Below are 18,364 nucleotides of genomic sequence, written 5' to 3'. Positions count from 1 at the left end.
TTTAAAGGCCCATGGCATCAGAACACCCATAAATTTCATTATGCCCATAAATTCAAACTCCTGCTCCGAGATCTACTTGGTCTTCGTATCCGAGAGTTCTACAAACTTGTTTTTTGCTATGTTAAAGACTCCTTTGACCTTATAGGTGCCACTAAATTCTTGAGGCAGTTTGCGAACGGTAATAGTCTCAATCATTTCAACGTCCCGTTTTCCCATTTTAAATCTCAATTTGGATTTGGCCCCAATTTGTCAAGGGGTGCCACTCAGATGTTCAAAGCTCAGCAGACCTTCCATCCATTCCTTTAAATTATCTGGATTGTCAAAAAGTTCAATAACCTGATCAATAGCGCTGTTAATTTCTATAGAAACACTATATTTTATGAGTTCTAAAGGTTTGTGTTGGTGCTTTTTTGGTGTAAGGCCAATGCTAATTTACCGCCAAACCAAGCCATGGGAATATAAGCAGCCATAAGGTCTAAGACAATAAACCACGATGGGGCAGGGAATAGAAAACTATTGATGATGCCTCCTAACATAAAGGTGGCCCCTATACCAAAAGCATACCTCATTTTGTAGTTGGCGGCAATCAATGCTGTAATTACAGCACCCACAAAAGTACCTAAAGCATGTGCCAAGAAAGGAAAAATAAAGTTTTTGGCTTCGAATAGGTGCATGGAAGCCTTAAGTCCTTCCATGGTTGTGATATCTGCACCTTGGGGAGGGGAGACAACGTCGCCACCGGTCATAATGAGTCCCATATTCACCACACTTCCAAGGACCAACCCTAAAATGATCGCTAAAACATTCCTGATGGCTTTTTTCATAATGCTTGTTTTTAGGTTATTCGATTTACTTTTTTAAAGTTTAATAAGAAGAAATACAATAAAGGGAGTTTCTTTACTTGTTGTAATTGTAAATTCTACTATCACCTTTAATACTTCTACAAATTGAAATGTCATCTTGGGTCCAAGTCCTGATCCCATTGTATATTAGATATTATGGTATCTAAAATACACAGCTTTAGAGAATACCAAAAATGAAGGTATAATCTGTTTTTTTTAATGCCATTTTTATAAGTAGATCATGTTTTCTTGGCGTTCTGTGCTTCAAGCTACAGAATCTTATCTTCCAATGTTTTCGCTTGTTGGTTTGAGTTCCAGACGTATATTCACGTTTAGAAGTATAAACAACTACCTAATTTTATTAGCATATCTTCATGGGGTGCCAAGAAGATATGGGTTGACCTTTAATTGGGGATTACTTAAAGATATAAAATAATGTCTAAATACGTAGTATAGGATGCAGTCAGACTTTAAATAAGAGGGTCACCCCAAGAGAAATAAAAAATTAATTGGTTGTAGCGATACGGATACCATTTAATTAAAAAAATGCTAAGAATGAGTCCCGTAGATGATAAAGATGCCAAAAAGAAAAGATAAAGGGGAGATGCATCGTATATAAAGTGGATTTAATATATCTGCAGATTTTAAGGCATATTGGTGGTTCATCTTTCTAGGTATAAAATAAAGTATAACGGAAGTGCCTAACATAAACCATCCTAACAAAAGAAATACCATGGTGAATCTGGAGTAATCGGCATAAAGTATCAAGGCAGCTGATGGAATCATACGAACCGATATTTCCATATAATTGATAAAAGGTGTGCTTCCGGCTTTTCTAAGGATTTCTCTGGCCTTACTTGGTAATAAAAGCATTAGGACTGCTGTACCTATAAGGAATATTCCAAAAAAAATAAGGATCCACTTCGCCAATAGTGCCATGCTGTTGTTTTTCTGTGAACAATATAGGCAAAGTAAAAACAAGCATTATAAAATAAACAATGTATGAATCTCATTTTTGGGCATAAAAAAAGCCTATCAATAGATAGGCCTTATTTCTAGAAAAGAAACGTAATTAGTCGATAACTTTAACGTTAACTGCGTTCAATCCTTTTTTTCCTTGCTCCAATTCAAATTCAACTTCGTCTCCTTCACGGATTTCGTCGATTAAACCTGATACGTGTACAAAATGTTCTTTGTTAGAACCTTCTTCAGTTATAAAACCAAATCCTTTTGCGTCGTTGAAAAATTTTACTGTTCCTGTACTCATTATAAAAATTAAATTAATTACTAAATAGTTGGCAAAGATCGCATTAAAAAATTAATTCTCACATTATATTAACGTTAATCTTTTATTATTATGCGCTTTTTTTCGATTTTCGGTAGAGATATGAATTAAAAATGTTCCTTTTGGCAAATCTCAGTTGCTTATCAGAATTAATCATCTTTACGTATATGTTCTTAGTAACTCCAAAAAACTCGTAGGTATTACCATCCAAAAAGGTAATTTCCATTAACAAGCCTTTATGGGTGAAATCTGCAATACCAGATTCATTTGTGGTTACCTTGTACTCTTCCAAATTTGCTTGCTTGGTTTCAGGTGCTATGCTAACCAAAAAGTGATAACCATCTATGATCTTTTGACTTTTTATCTGAGCTTCTTCAAATAAGGCATCTTCTTTCTGGAATTTATCTGGGTGCCACTCCTTTACCAAATTCCTATAGGTTGTTTTCAGCTGTTTTAGGTCTAATTCCTTTTCAACATTGAACAATTTCTTGTATTCATTAATACGCTTCATGCATCTTCTTTTTTTTAACTCCAACTAGCCGTTTGTAAAGAATTGGTTTTGAGTGGAGTACTGTCATTTTTTTTTAACTGGGCGCAAAGCTACTTCTTATTATTGGTCTGACCTATAGCTCTTATAATATTTATTTTTCGGTGTTCTTTTCCCTTGCTTAAGTTGTTCTAATATGAACCATAAATGAATTTTATTTTGCCCTTTTCTAAGGATCACCTAGGTATAAATTGCCAACTAGCCATACTCGTCTGCAGGATTATGGTGTTGTTTAAGGACAACCAATCTGGCAGGGCTTTATATTTGAAGGTCTTGGCTACTACGCAATTCCCTCGGAAGCGGATGTCTAAAAATTTAAGATCTTTAGGAACTAGAAAACACCTTTTTCTCTAGTCCATCCTAATGAAGGAATTACTAGCCTATTAGCATGAGTTTGTTCATGGTAGTCTGGGCTCTATGATGGCAACCTCCTCTAATTGGTATTCTACCATTCTTTAGCTCTAAGACATGATGCTAAAAGGGGCACATTACCAACGCAATTCTGCCAAGAGCACTATTATACGTATTTCTAGGTACACAAATCAAGGTGTAGAAGTTCCAAAGGTTCCGTTTTTTATGGATAGTTGTAATTGGTAAAGTTCTCTACCTAGTTCTGCCAGGAACGGGATGCCTATTGTTTCATATTCGTATTGGTCATCATTGAAAGTCTCATTGCTATTCACTAGAATAGTGGCGGTGATCAAAAATTCTATGTTGTTAACCGTATCCTTTATATAAGCACAGTCGGTTAAAGTACCATATGCATAGCCAACTTTGTTATAAATTTTTACGGTCTTTGGGATAGGCTCTTTTGTATCACCGTAGATAAAGAATTTTCCATAACTATCGTAGAATTTAGTTGCATTATAACCAGCTTGTCTTGGGACGGTACTCATCGCTTTCAAAAGCCGTTGTCGTTGTTCATTACTAATGCGAAATTGTTCCTTTCTTGAAAATAATTCTGGAAAAATAATCCGTTTCAAGACTGCATGTTGCGCTTCAATGGTATAATAGTTTTTAAGGGAAAAATCAAAGGGTTCCAAAATAAGTTCCTCTTCATTATAATACCCTCGGCCTTTTTTTACACCATTCAAGGACAGTCTTTCTGGAGCTTTGTTGTATGATTTTCGTCTATTGGTAAGGGTGCTATCGTTTAAATAAACAACAAGGGGCTTGGTGGTGGTACGGTCTGCATTTTCGGTAGACAAGCGGTGTGAGATGCGTACAGGGCTAATTCCTTTGTTTGCCAAACGCAGGTTGATCTCATTTGTTCCTAAAAATTCGAATAAGCGATTGTAGGCCTCATTATCGCTAACTGCGAATATTTTGTTGATTTCCTCTGCAAAAGTGGTAGTGATGGTGTCTCCTTCCACAAAAAAACGTGTATCCATAGTAAGGCTATCATTCTCGTTTAGTTTTTCTAAGGCAAGAATAGCTAAGGGAAATTTAACAGTACTTGCAGGGTAAAAATAATTTTCTGAATTCACCTGAAAATCGTGATCCTCTAAAATAATACTATCGTTTCTTCGGAAGATCGAGGTAAATCTTATCTGCACTTCGTATTTGTCGATACTGTCTAGTACCCTTTTAATTTTTTGATTTTTTGATTTTAGAACATATGCCAATGGATTATCAGGAAGGGGCACGTCATCCTTACAACCAATGACCGTTAGGAGAATCCAAAAAACGTATAAATATTTATTTTTCACGGGTGCTCATAGTAAGGTTAAAAGAAACTAATAATAGGTAAGGGTTTAGTCTTCATAAACTTCTCCCCTATGAGGTTTTAAGGCGTCACGGACCTCAATCATTTTTGATTCATCCACTACCAAAAAGGCAATGCTGTGCATTTCACTAAAGGTTTTGCAGCCTGTTATTCCTAAATCTAATTTTTCTGCAATTATATAATCTGTTAAATGTATTTCGTGGTGTTCAGCTGTTTTAGCGGCAGCGGGGCCCCTAAAGTCCCAAATCAATTTTATTCTTCTATTGCTCATACGTTGCAAGGATATAGATCCTAAAGGTGTTTTTGGGTTACAAAAGCTTAGTATTTCTAAACATTTGTTAAAAATAGTTGATTTTTGGCAGAAAATCAGAACTTGCACAGCGATGGTTATTTGTTACTTTTGCAGGATGTTTTTAATAACTCGACATTTCATTAAACTTCTTGTCCTACTATCCGCGTTTGCGTTACTTTTTCTAGGAGCTTCATGCGAAGGAATCTGGAAAAAAAAGAAGGATAACAAGGCTATAGCCCGTGTTGGAGAAGTGTATCTCTATGAAGAGGATATTGCCCCTCTAATAACGGATAACATGTCTAAAGCTGATAGTGTATTGCTTGTATCCAATTATATAAATACATGGGCATCTAAGCAATTGCTACTCTCAAAATCAAGGATTAACCTACCAGTAGATAAACTTGCCGAGTTTGATAAGCTAGTAGACGATTATAGGATAGATCTATATACTAGGGCTTATAAAGAAGCATTGGTACAGCAGGCTCTAGATACTATTGTGAATGAAGAAGGGCTATTCGCCTTTTATGAGAATGAAAAAGAAAATTTTAAGTTAAGGGAGAAACTCATGATGATCCGATTTGTGGAATTACCCCCGCAATTTTTGAAAAAAGATGCTGTAGCAGAGAAACTAAAGCGTTTCAATAAGAAGGATATAGCTTTTTTAGACTCTATAAGCATGCAATTTAGGAAGCTAAACCTTAATGATTCTGTTTGGGTAAAGGTTTCTAGAATTGTAAAGGAAATAACTCCCTTAAGTCTTGAAAATGAGGCGTTGTACTTAAAAAAATCACAATTTTTTGAAATTCAGGATTCATTAGGGGTATATTTGGGCAAGGTAATTGATGTGTTAGAAGTTAATGATATTGCCCCATTATCATTTATAAGGCCTTCCATAAGACAGGTTCTCATGAACAGAAGAAGGTTGGATTATATGCGAAAGCTAGAGACCGAAATTATTGATGAGGCTATAAAAGAAAAAGAATTTGAGATATATGTACAAGATGAATAAGACGATCACTTTTTTAACCGCTTTACTTTTAACGGTAATGGGGTATGCACAGGAAAACGATAAAACGCCTGATACTCAGGTAGAACCACAAGATACTGCAGTGGAAGCTAATGAAGGGTATAAAAAAGATACCGTAAACAATTTTAAAAGAATAAAATTAGACGGGGTAGCAGCTGTGGTAGGAGATTATGTAATTCTGGAATCGGATATAGAAAAAACCTTGATCGATTTGCGAAGTCAGGGAGCCTCTACAGAAGATATCACCCGCTGTGGCTTACTGGGAAAATTAATGGAAGATCGTTTGTATGCCCATCAGGCAGTTCAGGATAGTATTTTGGTTTCAGACGACGAGGTGAATTCCACTAGTGAAAGACAGTTGCAATCTCTTGTATCCCAAGTAGGTTCTATTGAAAAAGTTCTAAAGTTCTATCGCAAGAACGATGAGGAGAGTTTTAGAGAGGAGCTTTTTAAGATCAATAAGTTAAGAATGCTGTCAGAGAAAATGCAGCAAAAGATTGTAGGCGAAATAGAGATTACCCCAGAAGAGGTGCGCCAATTCTTTAACAAGATCCCTACAGATGAGCGTCCTGTATTTGGGGCCGAATTAGAAATTGCACAAATAGTAAAGGAGCCCGCAGCCCCAGAAGTGGAAAAGCAAAAGGTAATAGACAAATTGAAGGCCATAAAAGCTGATGTAGAAGATAATAGCGCCAGTTTTAGTGTAAAGGCCATTCTTTACTCTCAAGACCCAGGATCAAAATCCAAAGGTGGTTTTTACAGTATGACCAGACAGACAGGGTTCGTTAAAGAATTTAAGGACGTTGCCTTTAGTTTAAGAGAAGGGGAGATATCAGAGCCATTTGAGACCACATTTGGTTATCATATTATTTATATTGAAAAAATAAGAGGTCAAGAAGTAGATCTTAGGCACATATTGATTGCACCAGAAATCCCTCAAAAAGCTATGGATGCCGCCAAGGTAGAACTGGATAGTGTGCGTCAAAATGTGATGGATGAAAAATATACCTTCGCTGAGGCAGCCCAAAATTTTTCAGATGAAAAGGAAACCAAATTTGATGGTGGTCTATTGAGGAACCCTACCAATTTTGATTCCCATTTTGAATTGACAAAAATGGATCCTACCCTTTACAATCAGGTTCGTAACTTGAAGGATAATGAGATTTCTCAGCCTATTTTAGAGGAAGATCCAAGAGGAGGGGCTCCAAAATATAAGATTATGAAGATTACCAATAGGTATGATGAGCACGAGGCAAATTTTTCCAAGGATTATTTAAAGATTCAGGAGTTGGCACTTCGTGATAAGCAGTTCAAGGCTATTGAAAAGTGGATGTCAGAACATATTGAGGACACCTATATCAGCGTAAACAAGGACAATAAGGGATGCGATTTTGCAAACAATTGGGTAAAGCAGTAAGTGCATGTCAGACGTTGCTTCCATCAATAGCTTAGTAGAAAAACACAAAGCACTAAAGCAAGAAATTGCAAAGGTGATCATAGGTCAAGATGAGGTAGTAAACCAAATACTATTGTCCATCTATACTGGTGGGCATTCCCTTTTAATTGGTGTGCCCGGATTGGCAAAAACCTTAATGGTTCACACCATTGCCCAGACCTTGGGCTTAGATTTTAAAAGGATACAGTTTACACCAGATCTTATGCCTAGTGATATTCTAGGAAGTGAGATTTTGGACCAAAACCGTAATTTTAAGTTTATAAAAGGACCAATATTTTCCAATATCGTCCTTGCGGATGAAATTAACCGTACCCCACCTAAAACTCAGGCAGCCCTTCTGGAGGCCATGCAGGAAAGATCCGTTACCATTGCAGGGACCCAATATAAATTGGCGGAGCCTTATTTTGTGCTCGCAACCCAGAACCCTATAGAACAAGAAGGGACCTATCCTTTGCCAGAAGCGCAATTGGATAGATTTATGTTCGCTATAGAATTACAGTATCCTTCCATTGAAGAAGAAATTGAAGTGGTTAAGTCTACAACCTCTGATCATACCGCTTCTATAAATTCCCTTTTCAGTGCACAGGAAATTGTGGATGTACAACATCTGATCCGCAGGATTCCTGTCCCTGATAATGTGGTTGAATACGCTGTGCGATTGGTGAACAGCACCAGGCCAAATTTACCTACAGCCTCAGATTACGTTAAACAATATATAGATTGGGGAGCAGGACCAAGGGCATCACAAAATCTTATTTTAGCAGCAAAGGCACATGCTGCCGTTAATGGTAAATTCTCTCCAGATATAGAAGATGTAAAAGCGGTTGCTTGGGGTATTTTAAGGCACAGAATCATTAAAAACTACAAGGCAGAGGCCGAAGGGATCTCAGAAGACGATCTAATTCGCCGTTTACTTTAGTTCCAATACTCAAATTTCAAACGTTATCGTAAGCGAATATGCTTATTTTCTTCCAAAAAATTAACAAATTCATTTTTTTGTGAAGCATTCATTGATTTTTCAATGAAAATGATATGAATCGTAGGCCTAAAATTTCGTTTGCCCCTTCTATTTTATTATTTTTGTTGGATTGCATTAACTTAAACAAAAAACATAATAATGGCATTTGATATCGATATGATCAAGGGATTGTATTCCAATATGGCCGAGCGAGTTGATAAAGCACGCGAGATCGTTGGAAGACCACTGACCCTTTCGGAGAAAATTTTATACTCCCATTTATGGGATGGAAATTCTACAAAGGAATTTAAAAGGGGTAAAGACTACGTAGACTTTAAACCAGATCGTATAGCATGTCAGGATGCGACTGCACAAATGGCTTTATTGCAGTTTATGCAGGCCGGAAAGCCTCAGGTTGCCGTTCCTACTACAGTACATTGTGATCACTTGATCCAAGCAAAAAGTGGTGCAGCCGCCGATTTAAAGGTTGCTAATAGCACAAGCGCTGAGGTATTTGATTTTCTGGAATCGGTATCTAATAAATACGGAATAGGATTCTGGAAGCCAGGGGCAGGAATTATTCACCAAGTGGTATTGGAGAATTATGCTTTTCCAGGAGGAATGATGATCGGTACAGATTCGCATACAGTGAATGCTGGAGGATTGGGAATGGTAGCCATAGGAGTTGGTGGCGCTGATGCGGTAGATGTGATGGCCGGAATGGCATGGGAATTGAAATTCCCAAAACTAATTGGAGTTAAATTGACCGGTAATATTTCTGGTTGGACCTCCTCTAAGGATGTAATATTGAAAGTGGCTGGGATTCTTACCGTAAAAGGTGGAACCGGAGCCATAATAGAATATTTTGGTGAAGGTGCTAAAAACCTTTCCTGTACCGGTAAAGGAACCATTTGTAATATGGGTGCCGAGGTTGGTGCTACCACATCTACTTTTGGGTATGACGAATCTATGGAGCGTTACCTAAGAGCAACGGACAGGAGTGATGTTGCCGATGCCGCTAATGCCGTAAAGGAACACTTAACAGCTGATGCAGAAGTATACGCCAATCCGGAAAAATATTTTGACGAGTTGATAGAGATCAACCTAGATGAATTAAGACCTCATTTAAATGGTCCATTTACGCCAGATTTAGCCACTCCAGTTGGTGAATTGGGAATAAAAGCCAGAGAAAATGGATGGCCAATAAAGGTAGATTGGGGATTGATAGGTTCTTGTACCAATTCTTCTTATGAAGATTTGACACGTGCTGCCTCAATTGCCAAGCAAGCCGTAGATAAAAAAATAAAGCCAAAGTCAGATTTTGGAATCAATCCAGGTTCAGAACAAATTAGGTTCACAGCAGAAAGAGATGGTTTATTACAGATTTTTGAAAATCTAGGAGCCACCATTTTTACCAATGCCTGTGGTCCATGTATTGGGCAATGGGATAGAAGTGATCTAAAAGGGGAGGAGAAGAATACCATCGTACATTCTTTTAATAGAAACTTCTCAAAAAGGGCAGATGGGAATCCAAATACCCATGCCTTTGTGGGATCACCGGAAATGGTAGCTGCAATAGCAATTTCAGGGCGATTAGATTTTAATCCAATGACCGATACCCTGTTGAACGAGAATGGGGAAGAGGTGAAATTGGACGAACCTTTAGGAATTGAACTTCCACCATTAGGATTTGACGTAGAGGATGCCGGATATTTAGCACCTAAAGAAGATGGATCCAGTGTGATCGTAAGAGTAGATCCAAAGTCAGAGAGATTACAATTATTAGAACCGTTCACTCCCATCACATCGGAAAGCTTGAAAGGCGTAAAATTATTAATCAAAGCCTTCGGAAAATGTACCACAGACCACATTTCTATGGCAGGTCCATGGTTACGTTACAGGGGTCATTTGGACAATATTGCAAATAATACCTTAATTGGTGCTGTAAACGCCTATAATAAGAAGACTAATTTTGTAAAGAACCAGCTTACTGGAGAGTATGTTGGGGTACCAGATGCACAAAGAGCCTATAAGGCTGCGGGCATTAACACCATTGTAGTGGGTGACCACAACTATGGTGAAGGTTCTTCAAGGGAACATGCGGCCATGCAACCAAGGCATTTGGGAGTAGCAGCGGTATTGGTAAAATCTTTTGCACGGATACACGAAACAAACCTCAAAAAACAAGGGATGTTGGGCTTAACGTTCGCTAATGAAGGAGATTATGATCTTATTCAGGAAGACGATACTTTTAACTTCCTAGATATATCAGCATTTGCACCAGACAAAGAACTAACTATAGAAGTGGTTCATAATGATAGTACTAAGGATACCATAAAAGTAAACCATACCTACAACCAATCCCAAATAGATTGGTTCAATGAAGGTTCTGCCTTAAACGTGATAAAAAGGGAAAATGCTTCCTAAATTCATTTTTTAAATAGTTCACAAAAACTCCTGATTATCATCAGGAGTTTTTTAGTTTTGATTGGAAATAAATTAACATATGAAAATTACAAAAAAGACCTTTCTAAACATATTGCTTATTGCCTTTATAGTATCGTTTTTTGTAACGCCTGTTGGGTATTATGGAAAGGTTTTGTTGAATAAAATATTTTCATTTAGTCCAGATGTTACTGAAGTATCGGATAGGGAACGAATAACGGATTATAATTGGAGGTTGAAAGATGCGAATTGGAACTTTTTTAACTTCAAAAAATCCAAAGGTAATGTCGTATTAATCAATCTTTGGGCTTCATGGAAATTACCTTGTGTTGCAGAATTGGCCAGTATACAGGATCTATACGATCAGTATAAGGACAAAATGGATTTTTATATCATTACCAATGAAGAGCGGGAACCTGTAGAAGCCTTTATGAAAGAACACAATTTTACTTTTCCGGTGACTTATTTAATTATTGGGGAAAAGATGCCCATTAGTGATGAAGTGGTGCCTGCGTCATATTTACTAGATAAATTAGGGAATATTGTAATACATAAGGAGGGGATAGCAGATTGGGACAATAGTAAAGTTCGTGCGATTTTAGACGGACTCATAAAAGAGTAAATATGTCATTAAAAATAGGCAAGAAACAATGGTTGAATGCTGCTTTAATATTGGGGGTTATCCTTTTGTTGTTTACGCCTATTGGATTTAAAGTTAAGGTTCTAGCGAGCAGATTGCTTTCCAGTAGTGCCGCAATGGTAAAGGCTGAGTTTCAGGTGCCTTTGGATTCCTATAGATGGGAATTGAAAGATTCTAAAATGCAATATTTTAATTTTGAATCTCAAAAGGGAAAGGTAATCTTGGTTAATTTTTGGGCCACATGGTGTCCGCCCTGTATAGCTGAAATGCCGAGTATGCAGGAACTTTATAATGACTATGGGGATAGGGTTGCCTTTATGTTTGTCACCAATGAGGAGGAGCAAAAAGCGTTAGATTTTTTGAACAAAAAAAAATACAATCTTCCTGTGTATTTTCCACAGTCCCAAGAACCAAAAGTGTTGAGCTCCAAAGTACTTCCAACAACCTATATTATCAATAAGGAGGGAAAAATAAAGGTAGCTGAAACAGGAGCTGCTGATTGGAATAGTGCAGCTACTAGAAAATTGTTGGATTCCCTATTAGAGGAGTAACTTTATGTCACAGATCACTACGCTTACATTTTACAGATATCGCAGTTTATGGCAGAAGTTATGGGCTTTTGGTATGATGCAATTTGGTCATGCACCCATGTCCAAGCTATCTGGCCAGCTATTTTATAAGTTGATGGGAAGTGGTAAAGAGGGTTTTGATCCTTTTCCAGATTGGTCGGTATATGCAGTTCTACAAATATGGGATAATGAAGTGTCTGCAAATAATTTTTTTAGCTCTTCCGAACTTATAGAAAAATATAAAAATAATAGTGAAGAATGTTGGACGCTCTATATGAAAAATCTTGTTGCTAAAGGGGAATGGTCGGGAAAAAATCCTTTCGAGAAAAGTAATAACATAGATCCTGATAACCCATTTATAGCTGTTATCACTAGGGCTACCATCAAGAAAAAGTTATTGTATAGATTTTGGAAATACGTACCTACCTCACAAGCCTCTTTAGTCGGGAATAAGGGCCTTCTTTTTACAAAAGGTATTGGAGAGGTTCCTGTCACACAAATGGCTACATTTAGTGTTTGGAAGAACAAAGAAGCCCTAATGGAGTTCGCTTATGGCAGCAAGGAGCATCAAAGTGCAATACAGCAGACTAGAAAACTGGAATGGTATAAGGAAGAATTGTTTTCCCGTTTTCAGCCCTATCGTTCTATGGGCACTTGGAATGGAAAACAGCAATTACCAGGGCTATCCCAGGATTAGAAAGAAATACCCAAAAAAGACCAATTGGGCGGTATATAAATGCAGGGCAAACGTAAGGTTACCTTCTTGTTTTAAAAAATGTAATACGGTCTGAAAGATGGCTGCTATCGCGAACCAGGTAGTATAATTTTCTAAGGGTGCAGAACCGCCCTTAAACGTCCAAAAGTCGAAAATAGGAGCACTGTGTTCCATAAAGAAATCGAGTAAGACCATCAATACGGCTGCAAGTATAATTTTAAGTGGGGCTTTTGAGAAGACATGCGAAGCCAAAGTAGCAGATATGAAGGTAAGAATACCCCAATATACCCCAATCAAATAAGGTACTCCATCTAGCTTGGGTCCAAAATTACTCCCGTAGCTGTATGTGCCAAAAAGAATGCTGTAATTAACACCTAACCATTCTGCAAACATCCCCCCCACAAAAAATAATGCGAAGGCCACATATTTTTTTATATTATCCATGGGGTATACCCAAAAGAACAAAAGTAGGCTTATAGAAAGATTTAAAGTGGTTTTAGATACAAACCATTCTTGGTATCCTATGCTGATCCCAATAAGCGCTGCAACATGGAATAACCATACAACCCCTATCGCTACTGTAGTTTTATTTTTAATTATTTTATCCAGCATATTAAACTTTAGGGACTAAATCCCCAACTATTTTGGCTGATAATAAACACAAAGGAATACCACCGCCTGGATGAACCGATCCTCCACAGAAATATAGGTTTTTAATGGAATTGCTGAAATTTGGATGTCGTAGAAAGGCAGCAAATTTACTATTGCTTGCAGCCCCGTACAAAGAGCCCCTATAGGAACTCGTATCTCTCTCAATGCCTATGGGATCTAAAATATGTTCAGCCATAATCAATGGTTCAATATCTACACCTAAGATCTTATTGATCTTTGAAATAATATGAATACGAGCTTCAGTTTTTAATTGTTCCCAATCCTGTCCATAATTTCCTGGTACATTAATCATTACAAACCAATTTTCATGTCCTTCAGGAGCGTCAACTTTTTCTTCCTTACTAGTAATATTAATATAGACTGTTGGATCTTTGAAGATGGTTCTTTTCTCAAAGATAGCAGAAAATTCCTCTTGGTAATTTTCGCTAAAAAATATATTATGAAGGTCTAGTTCAGGAAACTCTCGGGAAATACCCCAGTAGAATATCAAAGCAGAACTAGAGCGTTCTTGTTCGAGGACTTTGGTAGGATGAGACTGATCCTGGAGCAAATTTTTATAGGTGGGAAATATGTCCATATTGGATACGGTAATATCCGCCATATAATCTCTTTTGGTAGAAGCAACTCCAATAGCTTTGTTTTGTTCTACTTTAATATGATTTACTTTCTCGTTAAACTTAAAAGTCACACCTTGCCTAACAGCCAATTCATATAGGCTTTTACTTATTTGAACCATACCTCCCTTGGGAAAGAATGTGCCATAATTCATTTCCAAATGTGGGATCATAGACATGATACCCGGGGTTTGATAGGGTGAAGATCCATTATAGGTAGCAAACCTATTGAACAACTGAACTAATTTTGCACTTTGAAATGTTTTCTCATTAAGGGCATTCAGGGTAATGTCTACGTCCAATTTTCCTATTTGTAAGATGGCTTTTATGGTATCTACAGATAGATATGTGCTTGCTTTATGAAGGGATTTCTCTAAAAAAAGGGAGGAAGTAAGATCGTATTTTTTGGTGTTGCTATTTACATAACTCTTTAAATGAGACTCGCTTTCCCCAAAGGTTTTGGCGGCCTCTTTAATAAAGACGTCACTATCCCCGTTGGCTGAAAAAGTAGTGCCATCTTCCCAAAAGTAATTACAGATCACTTCTTTTTTTGAATATTCAAAAAAGGACTTAGGGTCAATATCAAAAAGTGTAAATAATTCATCCACTAAGTGTGGCATCGTAAAAAGGGAAGGTCCTAGATCAAATCGGTAGCCGTGTACGTCCTTGGTGTATAGTTTTCCGCCGGGGTAACTGTTGGCTTCTAAAACGGTAACATCATAGCCAATTTTATTTAACCGCAGGGCAGTGGCTATACCACCAATTCCTGCACCGATTACTATGGCGTTGGGCATTCCTATTTCTTAAAGTATTTGAAGGGGACAAATAACATTCCAAAACATTCGCCTTGTCCCTTGCCTAAATGTTTATGGTGCATTTTGTGTGCTCTCCGTACGCCTTTTGCATACCAGTTGCTAGCATTTCTAAATATTTTGAAGCGTTGGTGTATAAACATGTCATGTACCAAAAAATAGGTAGCACCATAGGCCATAATACCAAAACCAATGGGTATGGCATACCAAAATGTTGTATTTGAAGAAATATAGAAACAGCTCATACTAATAACGGCATAGAAAATAAAGAATACGTCGTTTCTCTCGAACCAGGAATCATGATCCTTTCTGTGATGATCCTTGTGTAGTGACCATAAGAAGCCGTGCATAACATATTTATGAGTAAACCAAGCCATAAATTCCATGATAGAGAAGGTCCCTAAAAATATGAGTAATCCAATTAAGATGTTCATTACACTAATTTTAATTTACAGTTGACGTAAGATTTGGCCAACAATTGAAATTTTTGATAGTTGGGTACGCTTATTCTAGCATTTTTAATTTCCAAAGGGGGAGTGTTCTGAAGTTTCTGTAATAATTTGGAATAATATTTGAATGCCGTATACACACCAAATTTAGCTTCATTGGGTAGTTGAACTATTCCAGAATAGGCTAAATCGAAATCTGCTTTGATCTCTGCTACTATTCTAGATTTTGAAGATTCGTTCAACTCGTTCAAATTTGTATTTGGAAAATAAGTTCTATTTAGGATTTCAAAATCAGCTTTCAGATCCCTAAGAAAATTTACTTTTTGGAAGGCACTTCCCAGTGCCATTGCGGAAACCTTTAAACGTTCATATTCTTTTTCATCACCATTCACAAAGACCATGAGGCACATAAGACCAACAACATCTGCAGAACCATAGATGTATTCTTTATATTCTTCATCTGTTCTATACACATTTTTAGTGAGGTCCATGCGCATGCTCTTCATAAAAGAGGAGACTAGATGCATTGGTATCTGGTATTTGTGAAATGTATATTGAAAAGAGTTTAAAATAGGGTTTAAGCTTATTTTATGGATAAGAGCATGTTCTAAATCTTGTTCAAATTTATCGAATAATTCTGGTTTGTTATAGTCATGAAAGGTATCCACAATTTCATCTGCAAATCGCACAAAACCGTAGATATTGTAGATGTCACCCCTAATTGAAGTGGCTAACATTTTTGTAGCCAGAGCAAAAGAAGTACTGTAAGATTCCGTTACAGTCTTGCTGCATTGAAAGGAGACGTTATCAAAAATGTCTTTCATAATCCAGATATTAATTTTTCATAGCAATTAGTTCAGATACAAGTTTTCCGGATATTAATGCCGGCGGAACTCCTGGTCCGGGAACTGTAAGTTGACCAGTAAAATAAAGATTTTCCACTTTCTTACTTTTCAACTTGGGTCTTAGGAAGGCCGTCTGTAACAAGGTATTTGCCATTCCGTAGGCATTTCCCTTGTAGGAATTATACGCTTCCTTAAAATCATTTACACAAAACGATTCCTGAAATATAATATTTTTTTTCACCTTTTCACCAGTGCGCTTCTCAAATCGTTTTAGGATTAAATCAAAATAGTGTGACCTTAACTTTGGAGTATCTTCCAGGCCAGGAGCGATTGGAACTAGAAAAAATCCAGTTTCACATCCCTCGGGAGCCATACTAGCATCTGTTATTGAAGGAAAGTTAACATAGAATAAAGGGTCGCTTGGCCATTGGGGCTCATCATAAATTTCTTCAGCATGCTTTTCAAAATCTGTGTCAAAAAAGAGATTATGATGCTCTATATTTTTTAATTTCTTGTTAAAACCTACATAGAATAGCAAAGAGGAAGGGGCGAAGGTCTTACTGTCCCAATAGGCTTCAGAATATTGCCTGTGTTCTTTATCCAATAAGGTTTCAGAATGGTGGTAATCGGCTCCGCTTAGAATGACATCAGCATCTATTTCTTCCCCGTTTACAATGATACCCTTGACTTTTTTATTAGATATAATGATTTTTTCCACAGGACTATTGGTGTGGATTGTCACTCCTAATTCCTCAGCAAGGCTCTTCATCGCCTTTACAATTTCATACATTCCTCCTTTGGGATGCCAAGTTCCAAGACCAAAATCAGCAAAGTTCATGAAGTTGTAAAAAGATGGAGTTTTATTGGGTTTTGCACCTAGAAATAATACAGGAAACTCCAAGGTAGATACTAATTTTGGGTTTTTAAAATCTTTGCGTACTTGCTGACTTATCGTCTTAAAAAATTGATCTACGCGTAATATGGTTTCTTTGGTTACAAGTTCCAATGGGGATAACCCTGGTCTTAAAACAATTTTATTGATGGCAATATCATAATTCTCTTGGGCAGTTTTTATAAACTTACGCAAGCGAGCCGAACTTCCTTTTTCTATGCGTTCAAATTCTTCACAGATTTTATCCATGTGATCACCAATGGTAATAACGTCATCTGAAAAGAAAATTTTGTATGCGGGACTCAATTTGTCTAATTGGTAATAATCCGAAGTTTTTTTCTGAAAATCATTGAAGAACTTATCAAAAATATCAGGCATCCAATACCAACTTGGTCCAATATCAAAGGTAAAACCATCTCTTATTAGCTGTCTGGCCCTACCTCCTACAGTATCGTTTTTTTCAAATATGACAACTTCATATCCCTCTTTAGCCAAGTAGCAAGAAGCTGATAAGGCAGAAAACCCTGAACCTATAATAATTATTTTTTTACTCATGAAGGGGTGTTGTGGTATGCTATGTTTTATATTTCTTGGACCAATTGCTCAATGGAATTGAAGGTGCTTAAGGTAGCTGGTAGTTTGGTTTTGTTCAAATTTTGAACTTGATACCCTAGAATCCATAATTTGGACTTACCATCTTGGTTAACGTTAGTAGTGAATTCTTCTAGATATTTATCGATCTTATCTTTTGAGGGTTCTACTGTAAAATAAGATACGAAATGAAGCGTTTCGTAATATTTGGTCAAGTCTATCAAACATTCTAATGGCACTGTTTGTCCGAGATAAATAGACTTGTATCCCCTAAGAATAATCTCATAATTGACAAAAAGAAGTCCTAATTCATGTATTTCATTTTCTGGCAAGAAGAGTACAAAAGTTTTATCTTTTCGGGTAGGCTCAATACTCTGTAATTTTTCAGTATTTATTATTATTTTTTGTTTAATCAAATTGGTAATGAAATGTTCATGGGCTGGGCTGATGGTATCAGTTTGCCATAGGAGTCCCAATTCGTTAAGCAGAGGAATAAACACATCATTGAAAATATCCCTAAAAGATTTATCTGCTAATAATCTATTGTAGGTATTAAAAAACATGGTCTGGTCAAAATTAACCATAGCCAATTTAAATGCATTAATGGCATGGTTTTTAAAACTATTTTTCGCTACAATTTCTTTCACTAGCAAAGGAATATCATGCTCCTCAATTTTAGCTATTTTTGATATTTTATAACCATTGTTGTAAAGAAGCGTAATGTTTAGCAATTTCTGTAGACTTACCAAACTGTAATTTCGAATGTTTGTTGAAGTTCTTTCTGGAGATAACAGGTTGTACCTTTTCTCCCAAATTCTAATTGTATGAGCCTTTATGCCCGAAAGGTTCTCCAAATCCCTAATGCTAAAAATCTTTTTTACGTTGTTCATGATTTGGTTAAAATAGTTAAACAAAGTTACAAGAAAAACCCTAGTAAATGTTAAATACATCGTTAAATTTTAATAAAAAATTCAGGTGTTCTGGGTA

At 36.8% G+C, this 18,364-nt stretch carries 20 protein-coding genes; 7 read left to right on the top strand and 13 right to left on the bottom strand.

Annotated elements, in window-relative coordinates; genetic code table 11:
* Nucleotides 1-72: 72 nt before the first annotated feature.
* The 7 genes from ABXZ36_RS14115 to ABXZ36_RS14085 form a co-directional block, all read right to left on the bottom strand.
* Entirely contained in the window at nt 73-216 is a 144-nt protein-coding gene (locus tag ABXZ36_RS14115; RefSeq protein WP_354616328.1) for a hypothetical protein, read from the bottom strand.
* A gap of 170 nt (nt 217-386) precedes the next feature.
* The gene (locus ABXZ36_RS14110; RefSeq protein WP_354616327.1) at nt 387-824 is read right to left on the bottom strand and encodes a hypothetical protein; all 438 of its coding nucleotides are present in this window, start codon (nt 822-824) and stop codon (nt 387-389) included.
* A gap of 567 nt (nt 825-1,391) precedes the next feature.
* Nucleotides 1,392-1,781, bottom strand: coding sequence for a hypothetical protein (locus ABXZ36_RS14105; protein WP_354616326.1), 390 nt, complete (start codon nt 1,779-1,781; stop codon nt 1,392-1,394).
* 133 nt (nt 1,782-1,914) lie between these two features.
* Complete coding sequence (locus ABXZ36_RS14100) at nt 1,915-2,109, bottom strand: cold-shock protein (protein WP_062053153.1); 195 nt, start codon at nt 2,107-2,109, stop codon at nt 1,915-1,917.
* Nucleotides 2,110-2,197: 88 nt separating this feature from the next.
* Nucleotides 2,198-2,638: a KTSC domain-containing protein gene (locus ABXZ36_RS14095; protein ID WP_354616325.1), complete on the bottom strand. Its 441-nt coding sequence runs from the start codon at nt 2,636-2,638 to the stop codon at nt 2,198-2,200.
* Between the two features lie 578 nt (nt 2,639-3,216).
* Entirely contained in the window at nt 3,217-4,383 is a 1,167-nt protein-coding gene (locus ABXZ36_RS14090; protein ID WP_354616324.1) for a serine hydrolase, read from the bottom strand.
* Between the two features lie 45 nt (nt 4,384-4,428).
* Entirely contained in the window at nt 4,429-4,671 is a 243-nt protein-coding gene (locus tag ABXZ36_RS14085) for a hypothetical protein (protein ID WP_354616323.1), read from the bottom strand.
* Between the two features lie 136 nt (nt 4,672-4,807).
* Between ABXZ36_RS14085 and ABXZ36_RS14080 the strand changes: the two genes are divergently transcribed.
* The 7 genes from ABXZ36_RS14080 (at nt 4,808) to ABXZ36_RS14050 (ending at nt 12,484) form a co-directional block, all read left to right on the top strand.
* Nucleotides 4,808-5,701, top strand: a complete 894-nt coding sequence (locus ABXZ36_RS14080) for a peptidyl-prolyl cis-trans isomerase (RefSeq protein WP_354616322.1) — start codon at nt 4,808-4,810, stop codon at nt 5,699-5,701.
* The gene (locus ABXZ36_RS14075; RefSeq protein ID WP_435602561.1) at nt 5,694-7,136 is read left to right on the top strand and encodes a peptidylprolyl isomerase; all 1,443 of its coding nucleotides are present in this window, start codon (nt 5,694-5,696) and stop codon (nt 7,134-7,136) included. Before ABXZ36_RS14080 ends, ABXZ36_RS14075 begins: the two co-directional genes overlap by 8 nt.
* Nucleotides 7,137-7,140: 4 nt before the next feature.
* Nucleotides 7,141-8,094, top strand: a complete 954-nt coding sequence (locus ABXZ36_RS14070; RefSeq protein ID WP_354616320.1) for an AAA family ATPase — start codon at nt 7,141-7,143, stop codon at nt 8,092-8,094.
* Nucleotides 8,095-8,292: 198 nt separating this feature from the next.
* Nucleotides 8,293-10,560 (top strand): aconitate hydratase, encoded by a 2,268-nt coding sequence (locus ABXZ36_RS14065; RefSeq protein ID WP_354616319.1) that lies wholly within the window; start codon nt 8,293-8,295, stop codon nt 10,558-10,560.
* A 79-nt stretch (nt 10,561-10,639) separates the two neighbouring features.
* On the top strand, nt 10,640-11,200 hold the full coding sequence (locus tag ABXZ36_RS14060) for a TlpA family protein disulfide reductase (protein ID WP_354616318.1): 561 nt from the start codon (nt 10,640-10,642) through the stop codon (nt 11,198-11,200).
* A gap of 2 nt (nt 11,201-11,202) precedes the next feature.
* Nucleotides 11,203-11,769, top strand: coding sequence for a TlpA family protein disulfide reductase (locus tag ABXZ36_RS14055; protein ID WP_354616317.1), 567 nt, complete (start codon nt 11,203-11,205; stop codon nt 11,767-11,769).
* Nucleotides 11,770-11,773: 4 nt separating this feature from the next.
* Nucleotides 11,774-12,484, top strand: a complete 711-nt coding sequence (locus ABXZ36_RS14050) for a DUF3291 domain-containing protein (RefSeq protein ID WP_354616316.1) — start codon at nt 11,774-11,776, stop codon at nt 12,482-12,484.
* Here the strand turns inward: ABXZ36_RS14050 and ABXZ36_RS14045 are convergent.
* The 6 genes from ABXZ36_RS14045 to ABXZ36_RS14020 are packed head-to-tail and all read right to left on the bottom strand — an operon-like array spanning nt 12,470 to nt 18,267.
* Complete coding sequence (locus ABXZ36_RS14045; RefSeq protein WP_354616315.1) at nt 12,470-13,114, bottom strand: carotenoid biosynthesis protein; 645 nt, start codon at nt 13,112-13,114, stop codon at nt 12,470-12,472. The genes ABXZ36_RS14050 and ABXZ36_RS14045 overlap by 15 nt on opposite strands.
* A 1-nt stretch (nt 13,115) precedes the next feature.
* Entirely contained in the window at nt 13,116-14,582 is a 1,467-nt protein-coding gene (gene crtD, locus ABXZ36_RS14040) for a 1-hydroxycarotenoid 3,4-desaturase CrtD (RefSeq protein ID WP_354616314.1), read from the bottom strand.
* A gap of 2 nt (nt 14,583-14,584) precedes the next feature.
* The gene (locus tag ABXZ36_RS14035; protein ID WP_354616313.1) at nt 14,585-15,034 is read right to left on the bottom strand and encodes a sterol desaturase family protein; all 450 of its coding nucleotides are present in this window, start codon (nt 15,032-15,034) and stop codon (nt 14,585-14,587) included.
* On the bottom strand, nt 15,034-15,873 hold the full coding sequence (locus tag ABXZ36_RS14030; RefSeq protein WP_354616312.1) for a phytoene/squalene synthase family protein: 840 nt from the start codon (nt 15,871-15,873) through the stop codon (nt 15,034-15,036). Before ABXZ36_RS14030 ends, ABXZ36_RS14035 begins: the two co-directional genes overlap by 1 nt.
* A 10-nt stretch (nt 15,874-15,883) precedes the next feature.
* Complete coding sequence (gene crtID, locus ABXZ36_RS14025) at nt 15,884-17,341, bottom strand: bifunctional phytoene desaturase/3,4-desaturase (RefSeq protein WP_354616311.1); 1,458 nt, start codon at nt 17,339-17,341, stop codon at nt 15,884-15,886.
* Between the two features lie 26 nt (nt 17,342-17,367).
* On the bottom strand, nt 17,368-18,267 hold the full coding sequence (locus ABXZ36_RS14020) for a MerR family transcriptional regulator (RefSeq protein ID WP_354616310.1): 900 nt from the start codon (nt 18,265-18,267) through the stop codon (nt 17,368-17,370).
* Nucleotides 18,268-18,364: the final 97 nt, after the last annotated feature.

Origin of the sequence: Sediminicola arcticus, assembly GCF_040566695.1 — a bacterium.
Lineage (GTDB): Bacteria > Bacteroidota > Bacteroidia > Flavobacteriales > Flavobacteriaceae > Sediminicola > Sediminicola arcticus.
Note: the sequence above shows the minus strand (reverse complement) of the source record. Positions and strands in the feature narration are given on the sequence as shown.